Source organism: Streptomyces sp. NPDC019224, from assembly GCF_040632605.1.
GTDB lineage: Bacteria > Actinomycetota > Actinomycetes > Streptomycetales > Streptomycetaceae > Streptomyces.
Genome location: NZ_JBEYCF010000052.1, coordinates 38,920 through 56,739, shown reverse-complemented (window position 1 = coordinate 56,739; position 17,820 = coordinate 38,920). Strand labels below are relative to the sequence as shown.

14 protein-coding genes are annotated in these 17,820 nt (G+C 68.5%); 4 read left to right on the top strand and 10 right to left on the bottom strand.

Annotated features, from left to right (window positions below; all coding sequences use genetic code 11):
• Nucleotides 1-59: 59 nt before the first annotated feature.
• Complete coding sequence (locus ABZ564_RS26850; protein ID WP_360861323.1) at nucleotides 60-1,595, bottom strand: GMC oxidoreductase; 1,536 nt, start codon at nucleotides 1,593-1,595, stop codon at nucleotides 60-62.
• 118 nt (nucleotides 1,596-1,713) lie between these two features.
• Here ABZ564_RS26850 and ABZ564_RS26845 point away from each other — a divergent pair, with 118 nt between their 5' ends.
• The gene (locus ABZ564_RS26845) at nucleotides 1,714-2,805 is read left to right on the top strand and encodes an LLM class flavin-dependent oxidoreductase (protein ID WP_360861321.1); all 1,092 of its coding nucleotides are present in this window, start codon (nucleotides 1,714-1,716) and stop codon (nucleotides 2,803-2,805) included.
• 62 nt (nucleotides 2,806-2,867) lie between these two features.
• Here the strand turns inward: ABZ564_RS26845 and ABZ564_RS26840 are convergent, their stop codons facing one another.
• Nucleotides 2,868-4,067 (bottom strand): acyl-CoA dehydrogenase family protein, encoded by a 1,200-nt coding sequence (locus tag ABZ564_RS26840; RefSeq protein ID WP_360861319.1) that lies wholly within the window; start codon nucleotides 4,065-4,067, stop codon nucleotides 2,868-2,870.
• Between the two features lie 40 nt (nucleotides 4,068-4,107).
• Nucleotides 4,108-5,163, bottom strand: coding sequence for an SAM-dependent methyltransferase (locus ABZ564_RS26835; RefSeq protein ID WP_360861317.1), 1,056 nt, complete (start codon nucleotides 5,161-5,163; stop codon nucleotides 4,108-4,110).
• Between ABZ564_RS26835 and ABZ564_RS26830 the strand changes: the two genes are divergently transcribed.
• Nucleotides 5,162-6,709 (top strand): GMC family oxidoreductase N-terminal domain-containing protein, encoded by a 1,548-nt coding sequence (locus tag ABZ564_RS26830; protein ID WP_360861315.1) that lies wholly within the window; start codon nucleotides 5,162-5,164, stop codon nucleotides 6,707-6,709. The two genes, ABZ564_RS26835 and ABZ564_RS26830, sit on opposite strands and share 2 nt — an antisense overlap.
• A 67-nt stretch (nucleotides 6,710-6,776) precedes the next feature.
• Here the strand turns inward: ABZ564_RS26830 and ABZ564_RS26825 are convergent, their stop codons facing one another.
• The 4 genes from ABZ564_RS26825 to ABZ564_RS26810 all read right to left on the bottom strand — a co-directional run bounded on the left by ABZ564_RS26825 (nucleotide 6,777) and on the right by ABZ564_RS26810 (nucleotide 10,675).
• Entirely contained in the window at nucleotides 6,777-7,646 is an 870-nt protein-coding gene (locus ABZ564_RS26825) for an SDR family NAD(P)-dependent oxidoreductase (RefSeq protein ID WP_360861313.1), read from the bottom strand.
• The gene (locus ABZ564_RS26820) at nucleotides 7,643-8,251 is read right to left on the bottom strand and encodes a carboxymuconolactone decarboxylase family protein (RefSeq protein WP_360861311.1); all 609 of its coding nucleotides are present in this window, start codon (nucleotides 8,249-8,251) and stop codon (nucleotides 7,643-7,645) included. Before ABZ564_RS26820 ends, ABZ564_RS26825 begins: the two co-directional genes overlap by 4 nt.
• A 7-nt stretch (nucleotides 8,252-8,258) precedes the next feature.
• A complete protein-coding gene (locus tag ABZ564_RS26815) occupies nucleotides 8,259-9,515 on the bottom strand; it encodes an AarF/UbiB family protein (RefSeq protein ID WP_360861309.1) in 1,257 nt (418 codons plus the stop codon).
• Nucleotides 9,516-9,709: 194 nt separating this feature from the next.
• Nucleotides 9,710-10,675 carry a sigma-70 family RNA polymerase sigma factor gene (locus ABZ564_RS26810; RefSeq protein WP_360861307.1) on the bottom strand — a complete coding sequence of 322 codons (966 nt, stop codon included), beginning with the start codon at nucleotides 10,673-10,675 and terminating at the stop codon, nucleotides 9,710-9,712.
• 157 nt (nucleotides 10,676-10,832) lie between these two features.
• On the opposite strand from ABZ564_RS26810, the gene ABZ564_RS26805 reads away from it, so the two are divergent.
• The gene (locus tag ABZ564_RS26805; RefSeq protein WP_360861305.1) at nucleotides 10,833-11,840 is read left to right on the top strand and encodes a DUF1702 family protein; all 1,008 of its coding nucleotides are present in this window, start codon (nucleotides 10,833-10,835) and stop codon (nucleotides 11,838-11,840) included.
• Entirely contained in the window at nucleotides 11,837-13,201 is a 1,365-nt protein-coding gene (locus ABZ564_RS26800; RefSeq protein ID WP_360861303.1) for a cytochrome P450, read from the top strand. The genes ABZ564_RS26805 and ABZ564_RS26800 overlap by 4 nt, the downstream gene beginning before the upstream one ends.
• Before the next feature lie 136 nt (nucleotides 13,202-13,337).
• Here ABZ564_RS26800 and ABZ564_RS26795 read toward each other — a convergent pair whose 3' ends face one another.
• The 3 genes from ABZ564_RS26795 to ABZ564_RS26785 form a co-directional block, all read right to left on the bottom strand.
• A complete protein-coding gene (locus ABZ564_RS26795) occupies nucleotides 13,338-14,606 on the bottom strand; it encodes a cation:proton antiporter (RefSeq protein WP_360861327.1) in 1,269 nt (422 codons plus the stop codon).
• 125 nt (nucleotides 14,607-14,731) lie between these two features.
• Nucleotides 14,732-15,742, bottom strand: coding sequence for an enediyne biosynthesis protein (locus ABZ564_RS26790; protein ID WP_360861301.1), 1,011 nt, complete (start codon nucleotides 15,740-15,742; stop codon nucleotides 14,732-14,734).
• A complete protein-coding gene (locus tag ABZ564_RS26785) occupies nucleotides 15,739-17,574 on the bottom strand; it encodes an ASPIC/UnbV domain-containing protein (protein ID WP_360861299.1) in 1,836 nt (611 codons plus the stop codon). The genes ABZ564_RS26790 and ABZ564_RS26785 overlap by 4 nt, the downstream gene beginning before the upstream one ends.
• Nucleotides 17,575-17,820 lie beyond the last annotated feature (246 nt).

Below are 17,820 nucleotides of genomic sequence, written 5' to 3'. Positions count from 1 at the left end.
GGGGTCCTGTCCGTCGACGGACAGGACCCCGGCCGCGCGGCGGCTCCGGTGAAACCCGGCTACTCGGCCAGGAACGAAGCCACCCTTTCAGCGATCATGACGACGCTGAGCAGCGTGTTGGCGCAGACCATGGCGGGCATGACCGAGGCGTCCGCGACATGGAGGCCGTCGACCCCGTGCACGGCGCAACGCTGGTCCACCACCGCTGTCTCGTCGTCCGCCTTTCCCATCCGCGCGGTACCGACCGGGTTGTACGCGGAATCCACTGCAGCGTCGATGTAGTGGCGCATCGACTCCTCCGACTCGAGAGTCTGCTGGTCGATGAGAACCACATCCTGGCCCTGGCCGACGATCTTCGGGGACTGCGTCAGCTGCCAGCAGCGCCGCACCGCCTCGGCCAGCAGGAGGTAGTCGCGTTCGTCGCTCAGATAACCCAGATCGACGTGCGGCGGCGCTGCAGGATCGGCGGACGCCAGGACAACGCTTCCCCGCGAGTGGGTGCGCCGGGGTACCGCCATCACACCGAAAACGCTCCGGGCCCCGGCGACCTCCCGTAGCTTGGGAAAGTGGTGCGTGAGGTCGAACCGGTTGACCATCGCGTAGTACATATCGTTGAAACGTGGTGCGACGCTCGAGGACGACGTGGTGCGCAGCACGATCTGACCGGTGGCCTTCCCCTCGTCCTCCGTACCGGCCATGGGAGTCATGAACACCCCGATGCGCGGCTGATCGGTCAGTCCCGCGCCGACACCGGGAAGATCGGCCTGAACCGGGATGCCCAGGTGGCGCAGCCGGTCGCCGGGACCGATGCCGGAGCGCCAGAGCACAGCCGGGGAGCCGATTGCGCCGGCAGCGAGAATCACGCGCCGCGCGGAGATCTCCTCACCGTCGACCACGACACCACAGGCCCGCCCGCCACGCACGACGACCCGGTCGACGAGACCCCCCGGCATGATCTCGAGATTGGGCCGATCCCGGACGGGCCACAGGTACCCCATCGCCGTGGACACGCGCACCGAGGCGTCGCGCCGGGTCGACGGGATCGGGCCGACTCCGCTGGACTCGGGGTGGTTGTGGTCCTCGGCATAAGCATGGCCGGCCGCCAGGCAGCCCTCGAGGAAGGCATGCTGGGCCGGTGTCAGTTCATCCGGGCGCCAGCGCCGGATCGGGACCGGACCGCCGCTCGCATGAAACTCCCTGGTTCCGAAGTCCAGGTCGTCTTCGAGCGCGGTGAGCACCGGCAGGGCCTGGTCCCAGGACCACAGCGGATTGCCGAGCGCGGCCCACTCGTCGTAGTCGGCGGGTGTGCCGCGAATCGCGACGGTGTTCCCGACCGCCGAGGAACCGCCGGTCACCTTGCCCTGGGGAAAGGGAATCCGCCGGTCGGCAGTGATACGCGCCGTCAGGCCCCACGAGTGCTCGCGAAGCGACATCGTGTTGCCGTCCAGCAGATCGGCGGGTGTGGTCACGGTGTCCTGGTAGTGCGGGCCGGCCTCGATCAGGCCGACACGACGCCCGCGGTCCTCGCTCAGCCGCACCGCCAGCACAGCCCCCGCCCCGCCTGCGCCCACCACAATGTCGTCGAATCGCCGCATGCGATCCACTCCTTCCTCCACACCGGTCAGCTTGCTGTCATCGGGGCCGCTCCTGCTTCTCCGGCCTTGCGCAGCGTGGAAGTAGTGGCCGGACCAGGTCGCGAAATAGCGTCCCGGCATGGCAGGACGCCGATCGGGAACGGAGAGCACAGTGGTGGGTGGAGCAACGGCCAGGCCTGGACTGGCCATGCAGTCGGGGTCCGTGGCACTCGCGGTTCAAGTCGCTGCGGAGGCAGAACGACGGGGGCTGCCGTCGTTCTGGTCCAGCGAGTTCTACGATCGCTCGGCGGTCGTGACCCTGGCGGCGGTGGCGGCCGCCACCTCGAGGATTCGGCTCGGTTCGGCCGTCGCCTGGGCCCTGGGCAGGACCCCGGTCACGCTTGCGACCGAGTTCCGGTCCCTGGCCGAGCTCGCTTTGGGCCGGGTCGCGCTGGGCCTGGGGACCGGCAATCCGCAGGTGATCGCGGACTGGCACGGCATGGACGAGGCACGCCCGGCGGCCCGGCTCTCCGAACTGGTCCCGCTGATCCGGAGCATCTGGGAGGTGGGTACGACCGCGGTCGAGCACGACGGGGAGTTCTATCGCTGCCGGATGGCAGCGGATCCGCTGCTCCCCGCCTGGCCGGCGTCGGCTGCCGACGGACCCGTCGGCCTCGACGGCGACCGGCCCGAGATCCTTGTGGCGGGTGGCCGGCAGCCGATGCTCCGTGCCGCCGGCGCCGTCGCCGACGGACTCCTCGGACTCCCTTTGTGCAGCCGCGCGTATGCCGAGGAGGTCGTCCGTCCCACGCTGGCCGATGCTGCGAGACGGGCGGGCCGCGCGCGACCCGTTCCCGTCACCGGCATGATCATCTGTGCGGTCGGCGAGCACTCCGCGCAGGCGCGGACCTCCGCCGCCTTTCAGGTTGCCGTGTTCGCCGCCCGGCAGTCCGCAGCCCCGCTGATGGCCTTCCACGGGTTCGAGCGGGAAGCCGTCGCCATCCGCGATGCCATGGCTCGCGGCGACGTGCCGACGGCCGCGGCAGCGGTCACGGACCGCATGCTCGACGAGCTGACCGTCTACGGCACACCGGAGGAGGCCATCGAGCGCTTCGAGAAGATGTTCGGTGGTGTCTACGAGGAGCCGCTGCTGTTCAGTGCGGGGAAGGGCATGCCGGCCGGTGGCTTCCACGACAGCCTGATGGCCGTGTGCGAAGCCTTCGCCTCCTGACGACACGCGACGCGCTGCGCGATCGGGGCGATCGCGCAGCGCGTCGCACTGCCGGAGGCTGATCAGCGGCGCATGACCAGCCGCGCGTTCATGAGGTAGTCGCCGACCGTCTCGAAGTGGGTGTAGGACAGCGCGATGTGCTTCGTCACGGCGTTCACGTCGCGCAAGCAGCGCTCCAACCGGTTCGTCTCATACAGGGAGGCCGTCCCGGCCAGGGTGTACGCCGTTTCCACGGCCACCGTCGTGCTCTCGCCGAGGGTCGCCGACGCCAGTCGGATCAACGAACTCAGCTCGTCGCCGCCGCAACCTGCCGCCGCGACCACGCGGCGTGCCGCGTCGTACAGCAGCAGCCGTGCCGCGTACACGCTGATCTCGGCACGTGCGAAACGCTCTTGTACCACGTGGTTCGCGGCCAGCGTCCGGGTTCCGCTGGCCGGCGTCTTCGCGTGCGCCGTGTCCCAGAACGTATCCAGTGCGTCGCGTGCGACTCCCAGTGCCACCGGAGCGGTGGAGAACGGTCCGAAATCGAAGTAGCCGATCGGATACCCCCGCGCGGGCCGCGCGGGGGGCGCCTCGGCCATCCGTGCCTTGCGCACCGCGAGGTCGGCGGGCACGAATCGCTCGTCGACATGAAAGTGGTCGCTCCCGGTGCCCCGCAGGCCCACGGTGTACCAGGTGTCGCGGAAACGGACCTCCGAGGCCGGGACGAAAAGCATGACGATGTCGGGGCCCGCCGAGGTCATGACCGGCTTCCAGCCCTCACTCACCACCGCCGTGCACACCAGCCAGTCCGCGTGGGCCGAGCCGCTGGCCATCGCCCACTCACCGCGCAGCAGGTAACCGCCGTCGACCGGCTCGGCCAGGCCGGAGGGCTTGACGCCGCCGACGACGAAGCCGTCCCCCTCCAGGAAGAGCCGACGCGAGCTCTCCTCCGGCAGGTAGTCGGACAGCCTGCCGATGGCACCCTGGACACCGATCTGCCAGGACACCGATGCGTCCAGGCGGGCCAGCGCCTCCAGCACTGCCATTCCGGTGTCCAGTGCGACTTGTTCTCCACCGAATGCGCGAGAGACCCACATCCGGGTGAAGCCGGCCGCACGCAGCGCCTCGAACACCGGGCGCGGCATCCGGCGATTGTCCTCGGCCGCGGTGCGATGGGCCTCGATCAGAGGCGCCAGCTTCTCGACCCGCCCCAGCCACTCGGCCTGCTCGCCTGTGGGTGCGGACTCCGGCAGCCGTGGCCTTGGCCGAACGTCGCTCACGTCAGTCGTTCCCTTCGTGTCCACGTCGGTCAGGAACCGGTCAGCGCTTGCGCGCGACGCCGACCCACATCGGCAGGGGGGCGGGCCACGAGGTGTCGGTCGGGCGCCAGTTCTGGGTTTCCACAATGCCGGGCTCGGCCACCTCCAAGCCGTCGAAGAACTTCTCCACCTCGGTTCGGGTGCGGCGGACCACGGCCTCTCCCAGCTGCGCGTCGAGCGCATCCAGCGTGGCGTTCATGGCCGTGTCCTCGTCGTCCCTGGCGAAGTGCGACACCGCGACGCAGCTGCCGGGCGGCAGGGCGCCGAGGTAGCCGGCCAGGAGCCGCGCCCCTTCGTCGAAGTCCTCCACGAAATGCAGCATGCCGAACAGGACCAGCCCGACCGGGCGTGTGAAGTCGAGGGTCTCCGCCGCCCGCGCCAGCACCTTCCCGGGTTCGTGGAAGTCGCCCTGCAGGAAGACCACCTCTGCCCCGGACTCCTCGGCAAGCAGGTGCTGGGCGTGCGCGACGACCTGGGGGTCGTTGTCGACGTAGACGACTTTCGCCTCCGGTGCGAGCTCACGAGCCGCCAGGTGCACGTTCCCCATCGTCGGCAACCCGCTCGCGATGTCGAGGAACTGCGTGATGCCGCGATCCGCCACCAGATGGCGCACGACACGGCCCAGCGCCGCACGGGCGTGGCCGATGTCCACCCTCACGCCGGCCACGCCGCCGGTCTCCCCCGGCCAGTTCTGGAAGGCGAGGGCGGCGGCCTGCCGGTCGATCTCGAAATTGGCCGTGCCGCCGAGCAGGTAGTCCATCACCCGTGGCACATGCGGGGCCTGCGGATCCACACCGGCGGGGGCGGCGGCAGCGATTGCCGCGTCGTCACGAACGGGAGCACTCTCTGACACGGTGCGGCCTTCCTTCCATGATCCGGCCGCCGTGACCGGACATGTCCAGAGTGGCCACCCTCGCAACGCCCGGCTTCTCCGTGCGTGCCCTCGCCTCCGGGAGCGCCACCAGGCAATGCGCGAGTAGCCGGGGCCGTCAGGGCGGTGCGAGCCTCGCTGGGAAGTCGGCAGTAAAAGCGCCCGAACTCCCCGAGGACGGTTCATGACAGCTCAGTATGACGACATCATCGTCGGTGCCGGATCGGCCGGCGCGGTACTGGCGGCCCGGCTGACCGAGGATCCCGCCCGCCGCGTGCTGCTTCTCGAAGCGGGGCCGGACTACGCGGAGCCCCAGGACATGCCGGAAGACATCTTCTACGGCCGGAGCATGTCGTTCGTGGACCACGACTGGCAGATCCGCGCGGACATCCGAGACGGCCGGAAGATCCGCTACCCCCGTGGCAGGACCACCGGCGGATCCTCCGCGGTCGGGGCGACGGTCGCCCTGCGCGGGGTACCCGCCGACTACGACGCCTGGGCGCAGGCCGGGAATCCTGCCTGGTCCTGGCAGCAGGTGCTTCCCTACTTCCGGGAACTCGAGGACGACCTCGACTTCGGGGAGGGAGAGTTCCACGGCCGCGGCGGCGCGATGCCGATCCGTCGGTGGCGGCCGGAGGAACTGGCACCGGGGCAGTCGGCCTTCGTCGAGGCGTGCGTGCAGGCCGGATTCCCCGAAGTCAAAGATCACAACCACCCGGAGGCCACCGGCATCGGACCCATTCCGTCCAGCCGTCCCGACCCCGAGAAACGCGCCACGACCGCGACGACGTACCTCTCACGGGTCCGGCACCGTGAAAACCTTGAGATCAGGGCACACACCACGGTCGACCGGGTCGTGTTCCGCGGCTCCCGGGCGGTGGGCGTGATGGCCGCGGCAGCCGGGTCCTCCTACGAGCTCATCGAGGCGGACCGGATCGTCCTGGCCGCCGGCGCGGTCGCATCCCCCACGATCCTGCTGCGTTCGGGCATCGGCCCCGCGGAAGACCTGCGCCGGCACGGCATCGACACCCGCGCGGATGCCGCCGGGGTGGGAGCCAACCTCATCGACCACCAGCGCACCGGAGCGTTCCTGGTGCCGCAGCCGGGAGCCACCGATCCCACCCAGCCGTTCCTGCAGGAGATTCTGCGCACCACCTCTCCGGTCTCCGGCGACTTCAATGATCTGCAGTACTACATGGTCAACCACTTCGGGCTGGCCCATTTCCCGGAGCTGCAGATGCTCGCCGGCGCCGACGAGATCCTCGGTGTGATGGTGGTGTCCCAGCGCCCCCGCTCCCGCGGCAGGATCACCCTGTCCTGCGCCGACCCCGCGGCGCAGCCGACGATCGAGCTGAACTTCCTCGACGACGAACGGGAGATCGACGTCCTCGTCGACGGGGTACGCACCGCCTGGCACCTGGCGCACCACTCCGGCATCCTCGCCTTGGGACAGGAATTCGTGGTGCTGCGCGAGGCGATGATCAACAATGACGACATGGTGCGGCAGTACGTGAAGACCAGCCTGGACAGCGCCTACCATCCCGTCGGCACGGTCCGGATGGGGCCGGCCTCCGACCCGGCCGCGGTCGTCGATGAGCGCGGTGCCGTACACGGGATGGAGGCCCTCTACGTGTGCGATGCGTCGATCATGCCGGCCACGGTGCGTGCGAACACCAATCTCACCTCGATCATGATCGGAGAACGGACCGCGGACTGGCTTCGCGGCGAGTGATCGTCCCCACGCGAAAGCGGCTTCGGACGCGCCACAGTCCGAAGCCGCTTTCGCAGTGTGCCGGAGGTCAGGGGGTGGGGAAGAACCGGGTGACGAAAACCTCCCATGCGCGGTCCCCGAAGATCGCCCGCTGGGGTCCCAACAGCCTTACGGGGATGCCGATCCGGTAGCGGATACGCGGACGGGGTGCGGTGACGGCCTTCTCCACGACGCGGGCGACCTTGTCCGCCCGCACCGATGTCCGGCCCCGGCCCTTGGGATGCTCGACCTCGCGGTACGCCTTGTGCCAGTCGACGAAGCGCTCCCAGAAGTCGGCGTAGTGATCGCTGTCCGTGGCCAGGCCGAGATCTCCGACCGTGGTCGGCACGAAGGAGCCGAGGATCGGTGAGGGCTCGATCACCACCACCTTGACCCCGGCGGGAGCCACCTCCAGACGCAACGAGTCACTGATCGCCTCCAGGGCATGTTTGGTCGCCTGGTAGTAGCCGCGGCCAGCGGTGGCGAACAACCCGAAGATCGACGACATCATGACGATGCGGCCCGAGCCCTGTTCCCGCATGCCGGGCAGCACCAGCTGTGTCATGCGGGACAGACCGAAGAGGTTGGTCTCGAACTGCGCCCGCACTGCGTCGATCGGCGTTTCGGCGATCGTGCCGTTGAGGCTGTAGGCGGCGTTGTTGATGAGCACGCCCACGGCACCGTGCTCCTCGGTGATCCTGTTCACCGCGGCTGCCATCGACTCCTCGTCGGTGACGTCCACGCGCAGCGTCGTGATGCCCTCCGCGGCCAGGTCCTTCATGCCGTCGAGATTCCTGCCGGTGGCGTATACGGGCAGGCCGGCACGGTGCAGACGCAGGGCGGTGGCGCGGCCGCTGCCGGAGGACAGCCCGCCCTGGGAGCTGACGCCGGTGATCAGAACCGCCCGGGACGTACTCACGTGTCACCGCTGGTGGGGACTTCCTGCTGGGAGGTCCGGCTGGCCGTCACGGCAGCGCCCAGCCCGAGGCCGTCCACCATGCGGGTGATGAAGTTGAACAGCGCGGTGGCGAAGAAGGCCTCCAGCAATTCGTCGGTGCTCCAGCCGGCGTCCGCCGCCCGCTGCCAGTCCTCATCGGTGATCTTGTACGGTTCGCGGCTCAGGCGGGTCAGCAGGTGCAGCAGGACCTTGGTGCGGTCGTCAACGGGAAGCTCGTCCGGGGATCCGGCGCCGGCGATGGCTTCGGCGAGCTCTTCGGACCCTCCGTACACCTGGAGGAAGAAGCTGTGCGTGCCGACGCAGTACGGGCATTGATTCACCTTCGAGGTCCAGGCGCATATCAACTCCCGTGTCCGTCTCGGCAGAACGCCGTCGAGGAAGATCCCCTTGTAACCGGACAGGATCACCTCGAGGAGGTCCGGTCGCGTCGAGGTCAGGCGGAACATGTCGGGGACGAACGGGAGATCGGTCACCCGCTTCACTTCTTCGTACAGCTCGGCGAGGCGGCCCTCGGCCTGCTTCTCCGCGATCAGCGGGACCCGCACGCGTGGAGTTGTATCGTCCATGCTTGGTTCACCCTTCAAGGTCGGAGGCGACGACGCGAGGCATGTTGCGGCGGCGTAGTACGGGCACCGCCTCGGCCTGGAAGTCGACGTGGGCGTCAAAGTCCTTGATCATCCCTTCGATGACCAGGAGCGACAGCAGCGGGAAGGCGAATTCGGGCGCCGGATACAGCCCGAATCGGCGCTGCAGGTCGAACAGACGGGCAGCGAAGCGTGCCAGGTCGAAGTCGCCGGACATCGCGCCCGCCGACTCTTCGACCAGCGCGCGCAGTTCGGTCGTGAAACCCTCCGGATCGCAGTGCTCCTCGACCTGAGCGGCGCCGTCGATGACGATCTGGGCGCACATCCTGCCGTCGCCCATCGCCATGTTGATGAAGAAGTCGGCAAACGAACGCCGTACCGGCTCGGGCAGGCGGATGACGAATCCGGCATCCAGGATCACAAGACCGGCATCGCGGTCGAAGTACAGGTTCCCCGGATGCATGTCACAGTGCACGATGCCGTCCACGAACAGCATCTCGTACACCGTGGCCAGCACGGCACGCACGACGGCGCGACGTGTGGCGGCGTCGAGATCGCGGGGCTCGAAGCGACGCAGGCCGCCGATGTACTCCATGACCACGATCTCGGGTGTGCACAACTCAGGCAGGGGGGCGGGGACGCGTACGCCGGGGAAGGCGGCCAGGTTGTCGCGAAGCACCACCAGTGAGGCGGCTTCGGCCTCGAAGTCGAGCTGCTTGAGGACCGCGCCACCCACCTGATCGTGCATCAGCTTGAGCGGCATGCGCCGCAGACGGGGCAGCGCACCCATCACGCCCATGAGGGACGCGGTCAGGGCGAAGTCCTGCCGCATGATGCGGTCAATGCCGGGGCGGCGGACCTTGACGGCTACTCGGCGTCCGTCGAGCGTCACCGCCTCATGGACGGTAGCGATGCTGCCGCAGGCCACGGGCCGCCAGTCGAATGTGCGGAACGGCCACGCGCGGCCGCCGTAACTCCGGCGCACCGCCCGCTCGATCCTGCGCCGGGCGGGTGGGTGAGCGGTGTCGGTGAGACGGTTCAGGGGACGGGTGATCGCGTCCGGCAGCAGGTCCCGCCGCGTACTCAGCAGTTGCCCGATCTTCATATAGGAGGGACCTAGCCGCGTCAGCATCCTGACCAGGCGATCACCGTCGCGCAGTCCTGATGCGCGGGTGGATCCCCGCAGGCGCGCCATGGCGGCCGAGCCGGCGAATCGCAGGCCGTAGTAGAGCACGACCGCGCCCACCCGGGCGCATCGAAGCACCAGGCCGGACGTGCCGAGAAGCCGGGACGGGATCGCTCGCAACGTCGCCCCCTGGTCATATCACGTCATGGAGAGGACGACACCGCGCCGCCCGCCCCGATCGTCGCGGCCGGGGCTGCGGGGCAACTACTTCCAAGGTGCCCTCGGACGTGTCCGTGGGTGAACTCAGCCGCGCATCATGACTCGATCTTCGCGGCCAGGCCGAAGTTCGCGAACACCTCAGGGTCCTGGAACACGGAGTTCCGGCTGATGCCGGAGGCGGTGACGGTGAAAACCTGCAGCGTATGCAGTTCGAACGCGCCGCTGTCGCCGCGGAGATAGGCGGCGAAGCCCGGCTGTCCGTTGGCCTCGATCGGAAGGAGGCGCCAGCCACTGCCCGACCTGCCGAAGAGCCAGCCCATGAACTGCCCGTAGTTGTCCCGGCCGACGAACCAATTGAGGACGGGAGGCATCTCCATCAGCACGTCGTCGGTGAGGAGCTTCTTGAGCCCGTCGACGTCGGCCTTCTCGAATGCCCGCATGTAGCGCTCCACCCAGGCGCGCTGGTCCGCGTGGGAGGGCTCTGCCACCTCGTCCTCCAGGACACCCGCCTGCCTCAGCCGCGCCCGCGCCCGCTGCAGCGAGCTGTTGACCGAGGCGGTCGTTGTTCTGAGCATGTCCGCGGACTCGGCGGCGGAGAAGGCGAGCACCTCACGCAGAATCAGCACCGCGCGCTGCCGCGCCGACAGGTGCTGCAGGGCGGCGACGAACGCCAGCCGCAGGCTGCCACGGTCGATGGCTGCGCCGGCCGGGTCCCCCAGGTGGATCATGGCATCGGGCATCGGCTGCAGCCAGGGCGCCTCGCCCCCGTGGACGAACGGCTCCAGGGGCTGGCTCTCGGCGACCACTCCCGACGGGAGAGGCCTGCGCTTGCGACTCTCCAGGGCATTGAGGCAGGCGTTGGTGGCGATCCGGTACAACCACGTGCGCAGCGAGCCGCGGTCCTGGTCGTATCGTTCTCTCGCCCGCCACGCCCGCAGGTAGGTCTCCTGCACGAGGTCTTCGGCGTCATGAACCGAACCGAGCATCCTGTAGCAATGGGCCAGGAGTTCGTTCCGATACGGCTCGACCCGACGATCGAAGTCCTCCACTGCGGTCGCCACACACGTCCCCTCACCTGTTGCCGTCCCCGGGGACCCTAGCGCACGGCCCGCTCTCCCCGCCGGGTCGGGCAAGACGCGAGTAGACCGGTTCCACGACCTGCCGCCAGCATGGGTCGCCCAGCCAGGAAACCTGGCACCTGAGGGAAAGGGGAGGCCATTGTCCCGCCCGTGGGCTGCGCTGAGGCGCCGTGTCCTGACACCGAGTGCTTCCGAGACGAAGCTGTCCCGGCGTGGCTTCTTCGAGAAGAGCCCCGAGGCCAAGGATCTGCTGGAGGGGGCCGGTGCCTCGTTCCTGGCCGGCTTCGCCCACGCCGCCGAGGCACGGGAGCCGCGGGAGGCCGAGCGCGGTCTCGAGGAACTGCCGGACCACTTCCGCGGCTTCGCCTACGAAGGCGCGGGCATGGCATTCGCGCTCCGTGACGCGACCGCCCCGATGCGCAGCCGCCATAACCTCCGGTTCCTGCAAGGCCGCGGCAACGAGCACATCTACATGGTGTACATCGGTGCGGGCTGGGCGCTGGGCCGCGTACCTGCGCCGCTGTGGCAGCGTGCCACCCGGGGGCTGGCCGATCCGGTACTGCGCTGGCTCATCCTGGACGGGTACGGATTTCACCAGGCGTACTTCCACACCGAGAAGTACGTGCACCGGCAATTCGTCCGGAGTGGCTTCCCGTGGCCGTCATCGGCCCAGTCGCCGTACGCGAACCGCGTCATCGACCAGGGCATCGGGCGGGCCATGTGGTTCGTGCACGGTGCGGATCCGAAGCGGGCGTCTCAAGGCATCGACGCCTTTCCGAAAGCGCGTCAGGGCGATCTCTACGCCGGAGCGAGCTTGGCCGCGACCTACGCCGGCGGCCTGGCGGAGTCGGAACTGCTGGAGTTCAAGCAGCGCGGTCACCGCTTCCTCCCGGAGATAGCCCAGGCCAGCGCGTTCGCCGCGACGGCGCGTGTGCGGAGCGGACTGGTCACAGCGCATACGGAGCTCGCCACCAGAACCCTTGCCGGAACCACCCCCGAGCACGCGGCCAAGGTGTGCACGGCCGCGTTCCCGGACGCCTCGGAGAACACTCCGTCCGGCGAGCCCGCTTTCGAAGTGTGGCGACGCCGGACAGCCGCCGCCCTGCTCGGCGAGCAGGACGAGCCCGTCGCCAGTGATCACCGATGACCGCCATGTCCTCCGGTGAGCCGTCGGCGATCGGCACCCCACCGGGTCCCCGGCGCAGCGCGGCCTTCGGCCTGCTGCCCCGCATGGTCCGCAACCGGTTGGAGGTCATGGAGAGGATGGCCGCCGACTACGGCGACGCGGCACGCATTCCACTGGGTCACAAGACCCTGTTCCTGTTCAACCACCCCGACCATGCGCGACACGTCCTGGCCGACAACGCGGCCAACTACCACAAGGGCATCGGCCTCGTCCAAGCAAAGCGGGTGATGGGCGACGGGCTGCTGACCAGCGAGGGCGAGCTGTGGCGCAAGCAGCGCAAGGTGATCCAACCAGTCTTTCAGCCCAAGCGGATCGCCCGGCAGACGCAGGCGGTCGCCCACGAGGCCGAAGCCTTGATCGGGCGGCTCCAGCAGCGGATCGGAACCGGCCCGGTCGATGTGCGTGACGAGATGACCGCGCTGACCCTGGGTGTGCTGGGCCGCGCGCTGCTGGAGACGGATCTGGGAGCCTATGAGGGGATCGGCGATACCTTCGAGTCGGTTCAGAACCAGGCGATGTTCGAGATGATGTCGCTGGGGACGATTCCGATGTGGCTGCCCCTGCCACGGACCCTGCGCTTCCGCAGGGCACGGCGTGACCTCCAGCGCATCACCGAGGACTTGGCCGCCCAGCGCCGACGACAAGGCGGGGACGACGTCATCAGCCGCCTGACCGACTCGGTGCGTGAGGAACCCGATCCCCGCTTCGGGCGGCGACGGATGCGCGACGAACTGGTCACGCTGCTGCTGGCCGGACACGAGACCACAGCCTCCACCTTGAGCTGGGCCTTCTATCTCCTCGACCGTCATCCCGAGGCCTGGGAGCGCGTGCACGCGGAGGCCGTCGACGTCTTCAGCGGCGGCCCGGTAACCGCCGAATCACTGCATGGCCTGCGGTACACGACGATGGTCCTGGAAGAAGTCATGCGGTTGTATCCGCCGGTATGGATCCTGCCGCGCGTCGCGCAGACGCCCGACGAGATCGGCGGCTACCGGATCCCTGCACGCGCCGACGTCCTCATCTCTCCCTTCCTCCTGCACCGCCACCCCGCTTTTTGGCGGAACCCGCAGCGATTCGATCCCGAACGCTTCACCGCGACAGGCCGAGCCGGCCGCGACCGCTACGCATACCTCCCCTTCGGGGCGGGACCGCGGTTCTGCGTGGGCAACAGCCTGGGCATGCTGGAGGCGACGATCGTGCTGGCCATGGTGGCGCGGGACCTGCGGCTGCGGGTACCGCCCGGCCATGACGTGGCCGGAGAACCGATGCTGACGCTCCGGGTGCGCGGCGGCCTGCCGATGACGGTTGAGTCCGTGAACTGAGACGTCGCGGCACCGACGCCGACGTGGCACCGGGCATGGCGCTCGCTCCCGGGCATCCCGAGGCCACCACGGGCCCGGCGACGGATCAGCCGGGGTCAACGGTCGTGACGGTGCCGGCTGTCACCCGACTGCCTCCTTACTTCTTCGGCGCCGGCACCGGCTCGGTGGCACAGGACGCTCCAGGGTGCGCACCGGCCTCGCGGCGGACACGCCGGGCCGGATGGACCACGCGCAGCAGAGCACCGGTCATCGTCGTGGTCACGAGCGCCATGACGACCATGAGCGCGTAGAGGTCCGGATCGAGCAGCCCGAGCTGCAGCCCGACCGTGAGGACGATCAGTTCTGTCAGGCCGCGCGTATTGATCAGAAGGGCGAGAACTGCCGCGTACCGCGGCCGTACTCCGCAGCTGCGTGCACCGACGAAGGCGCCGATCCCTTTGCCGCACACCGCCACAGTGATGATGAGCACGAGCTCGAGCAGGCGCCCGGCATCGAACCCTGACAGGTCCACCTTGAGGCCCGCGGTCAGAAAGAACACGGGCAGCAGCACGACGCGAGAGGCCCCCTCGATTGCCGGCTGGACCCGTGCGCGCAACCCGGAGGTTCCTCTACGCGGCGTGATGACGCCGAACAGGAACGCACCGAAGATGGCGTGCAGGCCCATCCAGTCGGTCGCGGCGGCGCAGGCGGTCAGGCCGGCTGCCCCTATGAGAAGGGCCGCGGCACTGGCGGCCGGGCCCGTTCCGCACCGATCGGCGAGCCACGAGAGCGACGGACGCAGGACCGTCAGCAGTGCCGCGCCGAACGGGATCACGAGCAACACCCGCCACTGCTGCGCGGGTGATTCGACGAGCGTGACCACTGTGGCCAGCAGGGTCCACGCAAGCACGTCGTCCAGGGCCGCACAGGCAAGCGCCAGGGCGCCGACAGGTGTCTTGTCCAGGCCCCTGTCGGCCAGGATGCGCGCCAGCACCGGGAACGCGGTGACGGACATGGCTGTGCCCATGAACAACGCGAAGGCCGACCGGTTGTGGATGGGGTGGAGGCTCGCGAGACGGAGCGCCAGCAGCATGCCCAGACAGAAGGGCAGTGCGATGGAGCTGACGGAGACGGTGGCCACGAGCCGGGCCCGGCCGTTCAGCAGGGTGCGGTCGAGGTGCAGACCGACGAAGAACATGAAGAGGCAGATGCCGGTGGTGGCCATCGCCGCCAGGGACGGCTGTATCCGGGGCGGGAACACGGTGGAGGGAAGGGCACCACCCGCGAGGCTCGGTCCGAGCAGGATGCCCGCGGCGATTTCACCGACCACGGAGGGCTGGCCGAGCCGGCGGGCGATCAGGCCGAGCAGGTGCGCCGCGACCAGGATCACGGCGAGGGCGACGAGGAGACGCGGCAAGTCCTGCATTCCCACCCGAATCTTCTACGGGGCACTCCTGGACCGGCGCCCGCGGAGTTACGGCTTGATGACTGGTCGGCTCACCGGGGCCCGGACTCTCGGCGCGGGCCCCGGCGAACGAGTGGGCCGGAACGTCAAGCGGCCGCGGGCAGCGACGGTGCCGGGGTTGCCTCTTCTGCGTGCGCGGTGAGCCGGACCGCCTTGCGCTTCTGGTAGAAGTGCGTGGCCCACCATCCGAGTCCCCGCGCACCGCACACGATCGCGGTGGCGAAGAAGAGCGTGTACACGACGTTGGCGACCATCAGGGCGCCGTAGACCATGGCGACCGAGCCGCCGAACATGAACTGGGCCCGCCCCTTGGACGGCGTGGTGCCCGGGTCGGAGATCATGTAATTGCTGAACAGGATGAAGGGGACTCCGGTCATCGCTCCGAGAGCGGAGAACAGCGAGACGTCCCAGATCCAGTGCCGAAGGAAGGCCTGGATGGCGAAGCCTCCGAGCCAGCCGACGATCAGCGCGGTCCGCTTGGTCAGCGCGGTGTTGAGGATCGTTCCCGCAGTAGCGATGATGATCGCGATCATGATGCGGAAGAACGAGTTCGCGTCCTCGGTGAACTCGTACGGCTGAGCGACGGCGACCCATGAACTGAATGCCAGCAAGGTCACCACGATGCCCAGGTTCGACGGGTTCATGTAGTGCCGCATACGGCCGGCGATGGGAGCTTGCAGGACGTACTTTCCGCTGACGCCCACGATCACCCCGAAGACGACCGGGCCGATGTGCTGGTTGGTGTAGATCAACATGTTCACGGCCAGGCTGGTGATGTGCGCGGGGAGCAGGAACTCATACGGTCCCCGCAGGCCTCGGCCCCGGTAGCGGGGCGGCCTTTTCTGGGCCCACGCCGAGATGGTCTCCAGGATCAGTTCGGTGGTGTAGCCGACAGCCACGGCGATGATGGGGAAGATCCAGGCCTGCTCGAAGCCGAGAAGGGTGTAGCCGAAGATATTGAACGCGCTGATCGACATCGCGAAGTTTCGCAGCGCGAGGTAGTGGGGGTCCTTCGGTCTGGGCCCGGGAGCCGTCACCTGCTCCGGTTTCGCTTCCGACAGGCTGGCCGGCCGAGAGTTGGGGACGGTCGTAGTCATGACTTCGAGACCTCCTGCACGGAGTCGGTGAGCATCAGGCTGTGGGTGCCCGCGGTGAGCTTGGTGTCCTGCTGGTGGACCTGGCCGTGGATGTCCTTCCACTGGAGGGTGGCGGTGACCGGGCCTTCGTAGTCGCCCAGCCCGAACCGCACCTGGAAGCTGCGGTATCCGTCGTGGCCGCTGCCGCCGTCGAGTTGGGAGACCTGCGTGCGGCCGGGGGAGCGCAGGATGACCGTAGTGCCGTATGCGGGGGCACCGGCGCCCTGCAGGCCCGTCCCCTTGTGCTCGCCGGCCGAGGGGCGGTAGAGGTTCAAGGTGATCGATGAGCCCACCGACGCCGTATTCGCGTAAAAGGCGGGCGGTCCCCACTGCCGGGCGACAGCAAAGTCCAGGTGACCGGTTCCGGTGGTGTCTGCCAGAGCGATGCCGCGCGAGGGTATGTCGTTCTTGAAACCCAGCTCCTTGCTGATGTTGACGTACTTGCCGGCGGAGTTCTTCGCGAAGAAGGCGAACACCTGGTGTCCGGATACGTCGTCGCCGGGCTGGAAGTTCGGCCACATCGCAGGATTGCTCAGCAACTGGTCGTTCATCGTCGCCATCTCCTGCATCCACGGCCAGCGATCGGTCGTGCCGCGAATGAATCCAAGGGCTTGCACGACCTCCTCGTCCCCGCTGTTGAGGAAGTCGCCCAGCTTGACGTCCCAAGCCCAGCCGCTCCACGCCAGGCCGTGCTCGGAGGCTTCCTGCTCGAAGGGGGCGGAACCCCCGGAAAGCTCCTTGGCCATCTCCCTGTTCGAGGACGTCTTGTTGACGAAGACGAAGTTGCTCTCCTCCAGGCCCCAGGGCTGGGTGATGTTGCTGACCATGAAGTCGAAGTGGCCCTTGTTGTGCATGTCCGCGAAGTCCACGCCCATGCCCTTGAACGAGCCCTCGCCCAATACGAACGACTTCGGCGTCGTGGGTGTGCGCTTGCCGACGGCCTCGCTGAAGTCGAGCCTGCCGGCGGTCGAGCGGTTGTACAGGAGATGGCCGTGGCCGAAATCGTTGCCGACGTAGACCTCCGGTCTGCCGTCGCCGGTCAGGTCGGCACTGGCGAGGGCGAGCGTCCAGCCGGCGGTGGCCTTGAAGGGGATCGCGCCACGGTCCTCGACGTACCTGACGGACGGTTCGTCTCCGGAGGTGGCACCGTTCCACCGCAGCATGTGCAGGCCGCCGCCGTTTCTGGCATTCGACAGGGAGTCGGGCATCTGCATGTTGTTCTGGCCGTGCGTGTCGAGGATTCCGCCGTCGGGGAAGTAGTTGCCGACGATGACCGAGGGATGTCCGGTACCGTCCAGGTCGGCGATCGCGACGGCGTCCGTGTTCCACTGCGGACCGACGTACCGCCCGTTGTCATTGACCCCGGCCATGAGTTCCTGCGGTACGTAGGAGTCGCGGGACACCGTCTCCGCGTGTGCCTTGGGAAGGAACAGGATCGGGGTGCGACCCCAGTAGAAGACGAGCAGCCCCATGCGGCCGTCACCGGTGAAGTCGCCGGCCAGACAACCGGTCGGGGCCATCGTGTTGTCCACCGGCAACGGGGCGGGGTCGAGCACGAACGGGACGAACCGGTCGCTCGCCGGGGCGGTCGGCGTGTGCGTCACGATGACGTCGTCGGTGCGGGGGTCGACCAGGCACATGCCGTCGGCGCGGCCGTGGCCGGCCAGGTCGTTGATCGCCACGCTCGCGCCGACGGCTGATAGCCACGAGCGGATCTTCTGGTAGGCCGGGTTGACCTGCCGGACGGACTTCATCTTCTGCTGTTCGTAGCCCGGCGGCATCGCGACAGACATTTCCTTGAAGGCGTACTTCGCAGCCGTCTGCGATGCCTCGCCGGCCTGTGCAGGGTTCCCGGCCAGGACATATGTGGCAACAATCGCAAGGATCGCGGTCAGCCCCGGGACCAACGTTCGTAGTCTTCCGCGAAGCACGGGAGCACCTTCCTGCTCGGTCAGCGGTGTCCGACCACCATCCCGGGAGCCGTGAAGGAGGACTTCTCCGGCGTTGCCGCGTCTGCGGGAACCGACCGCTCGGAGGAC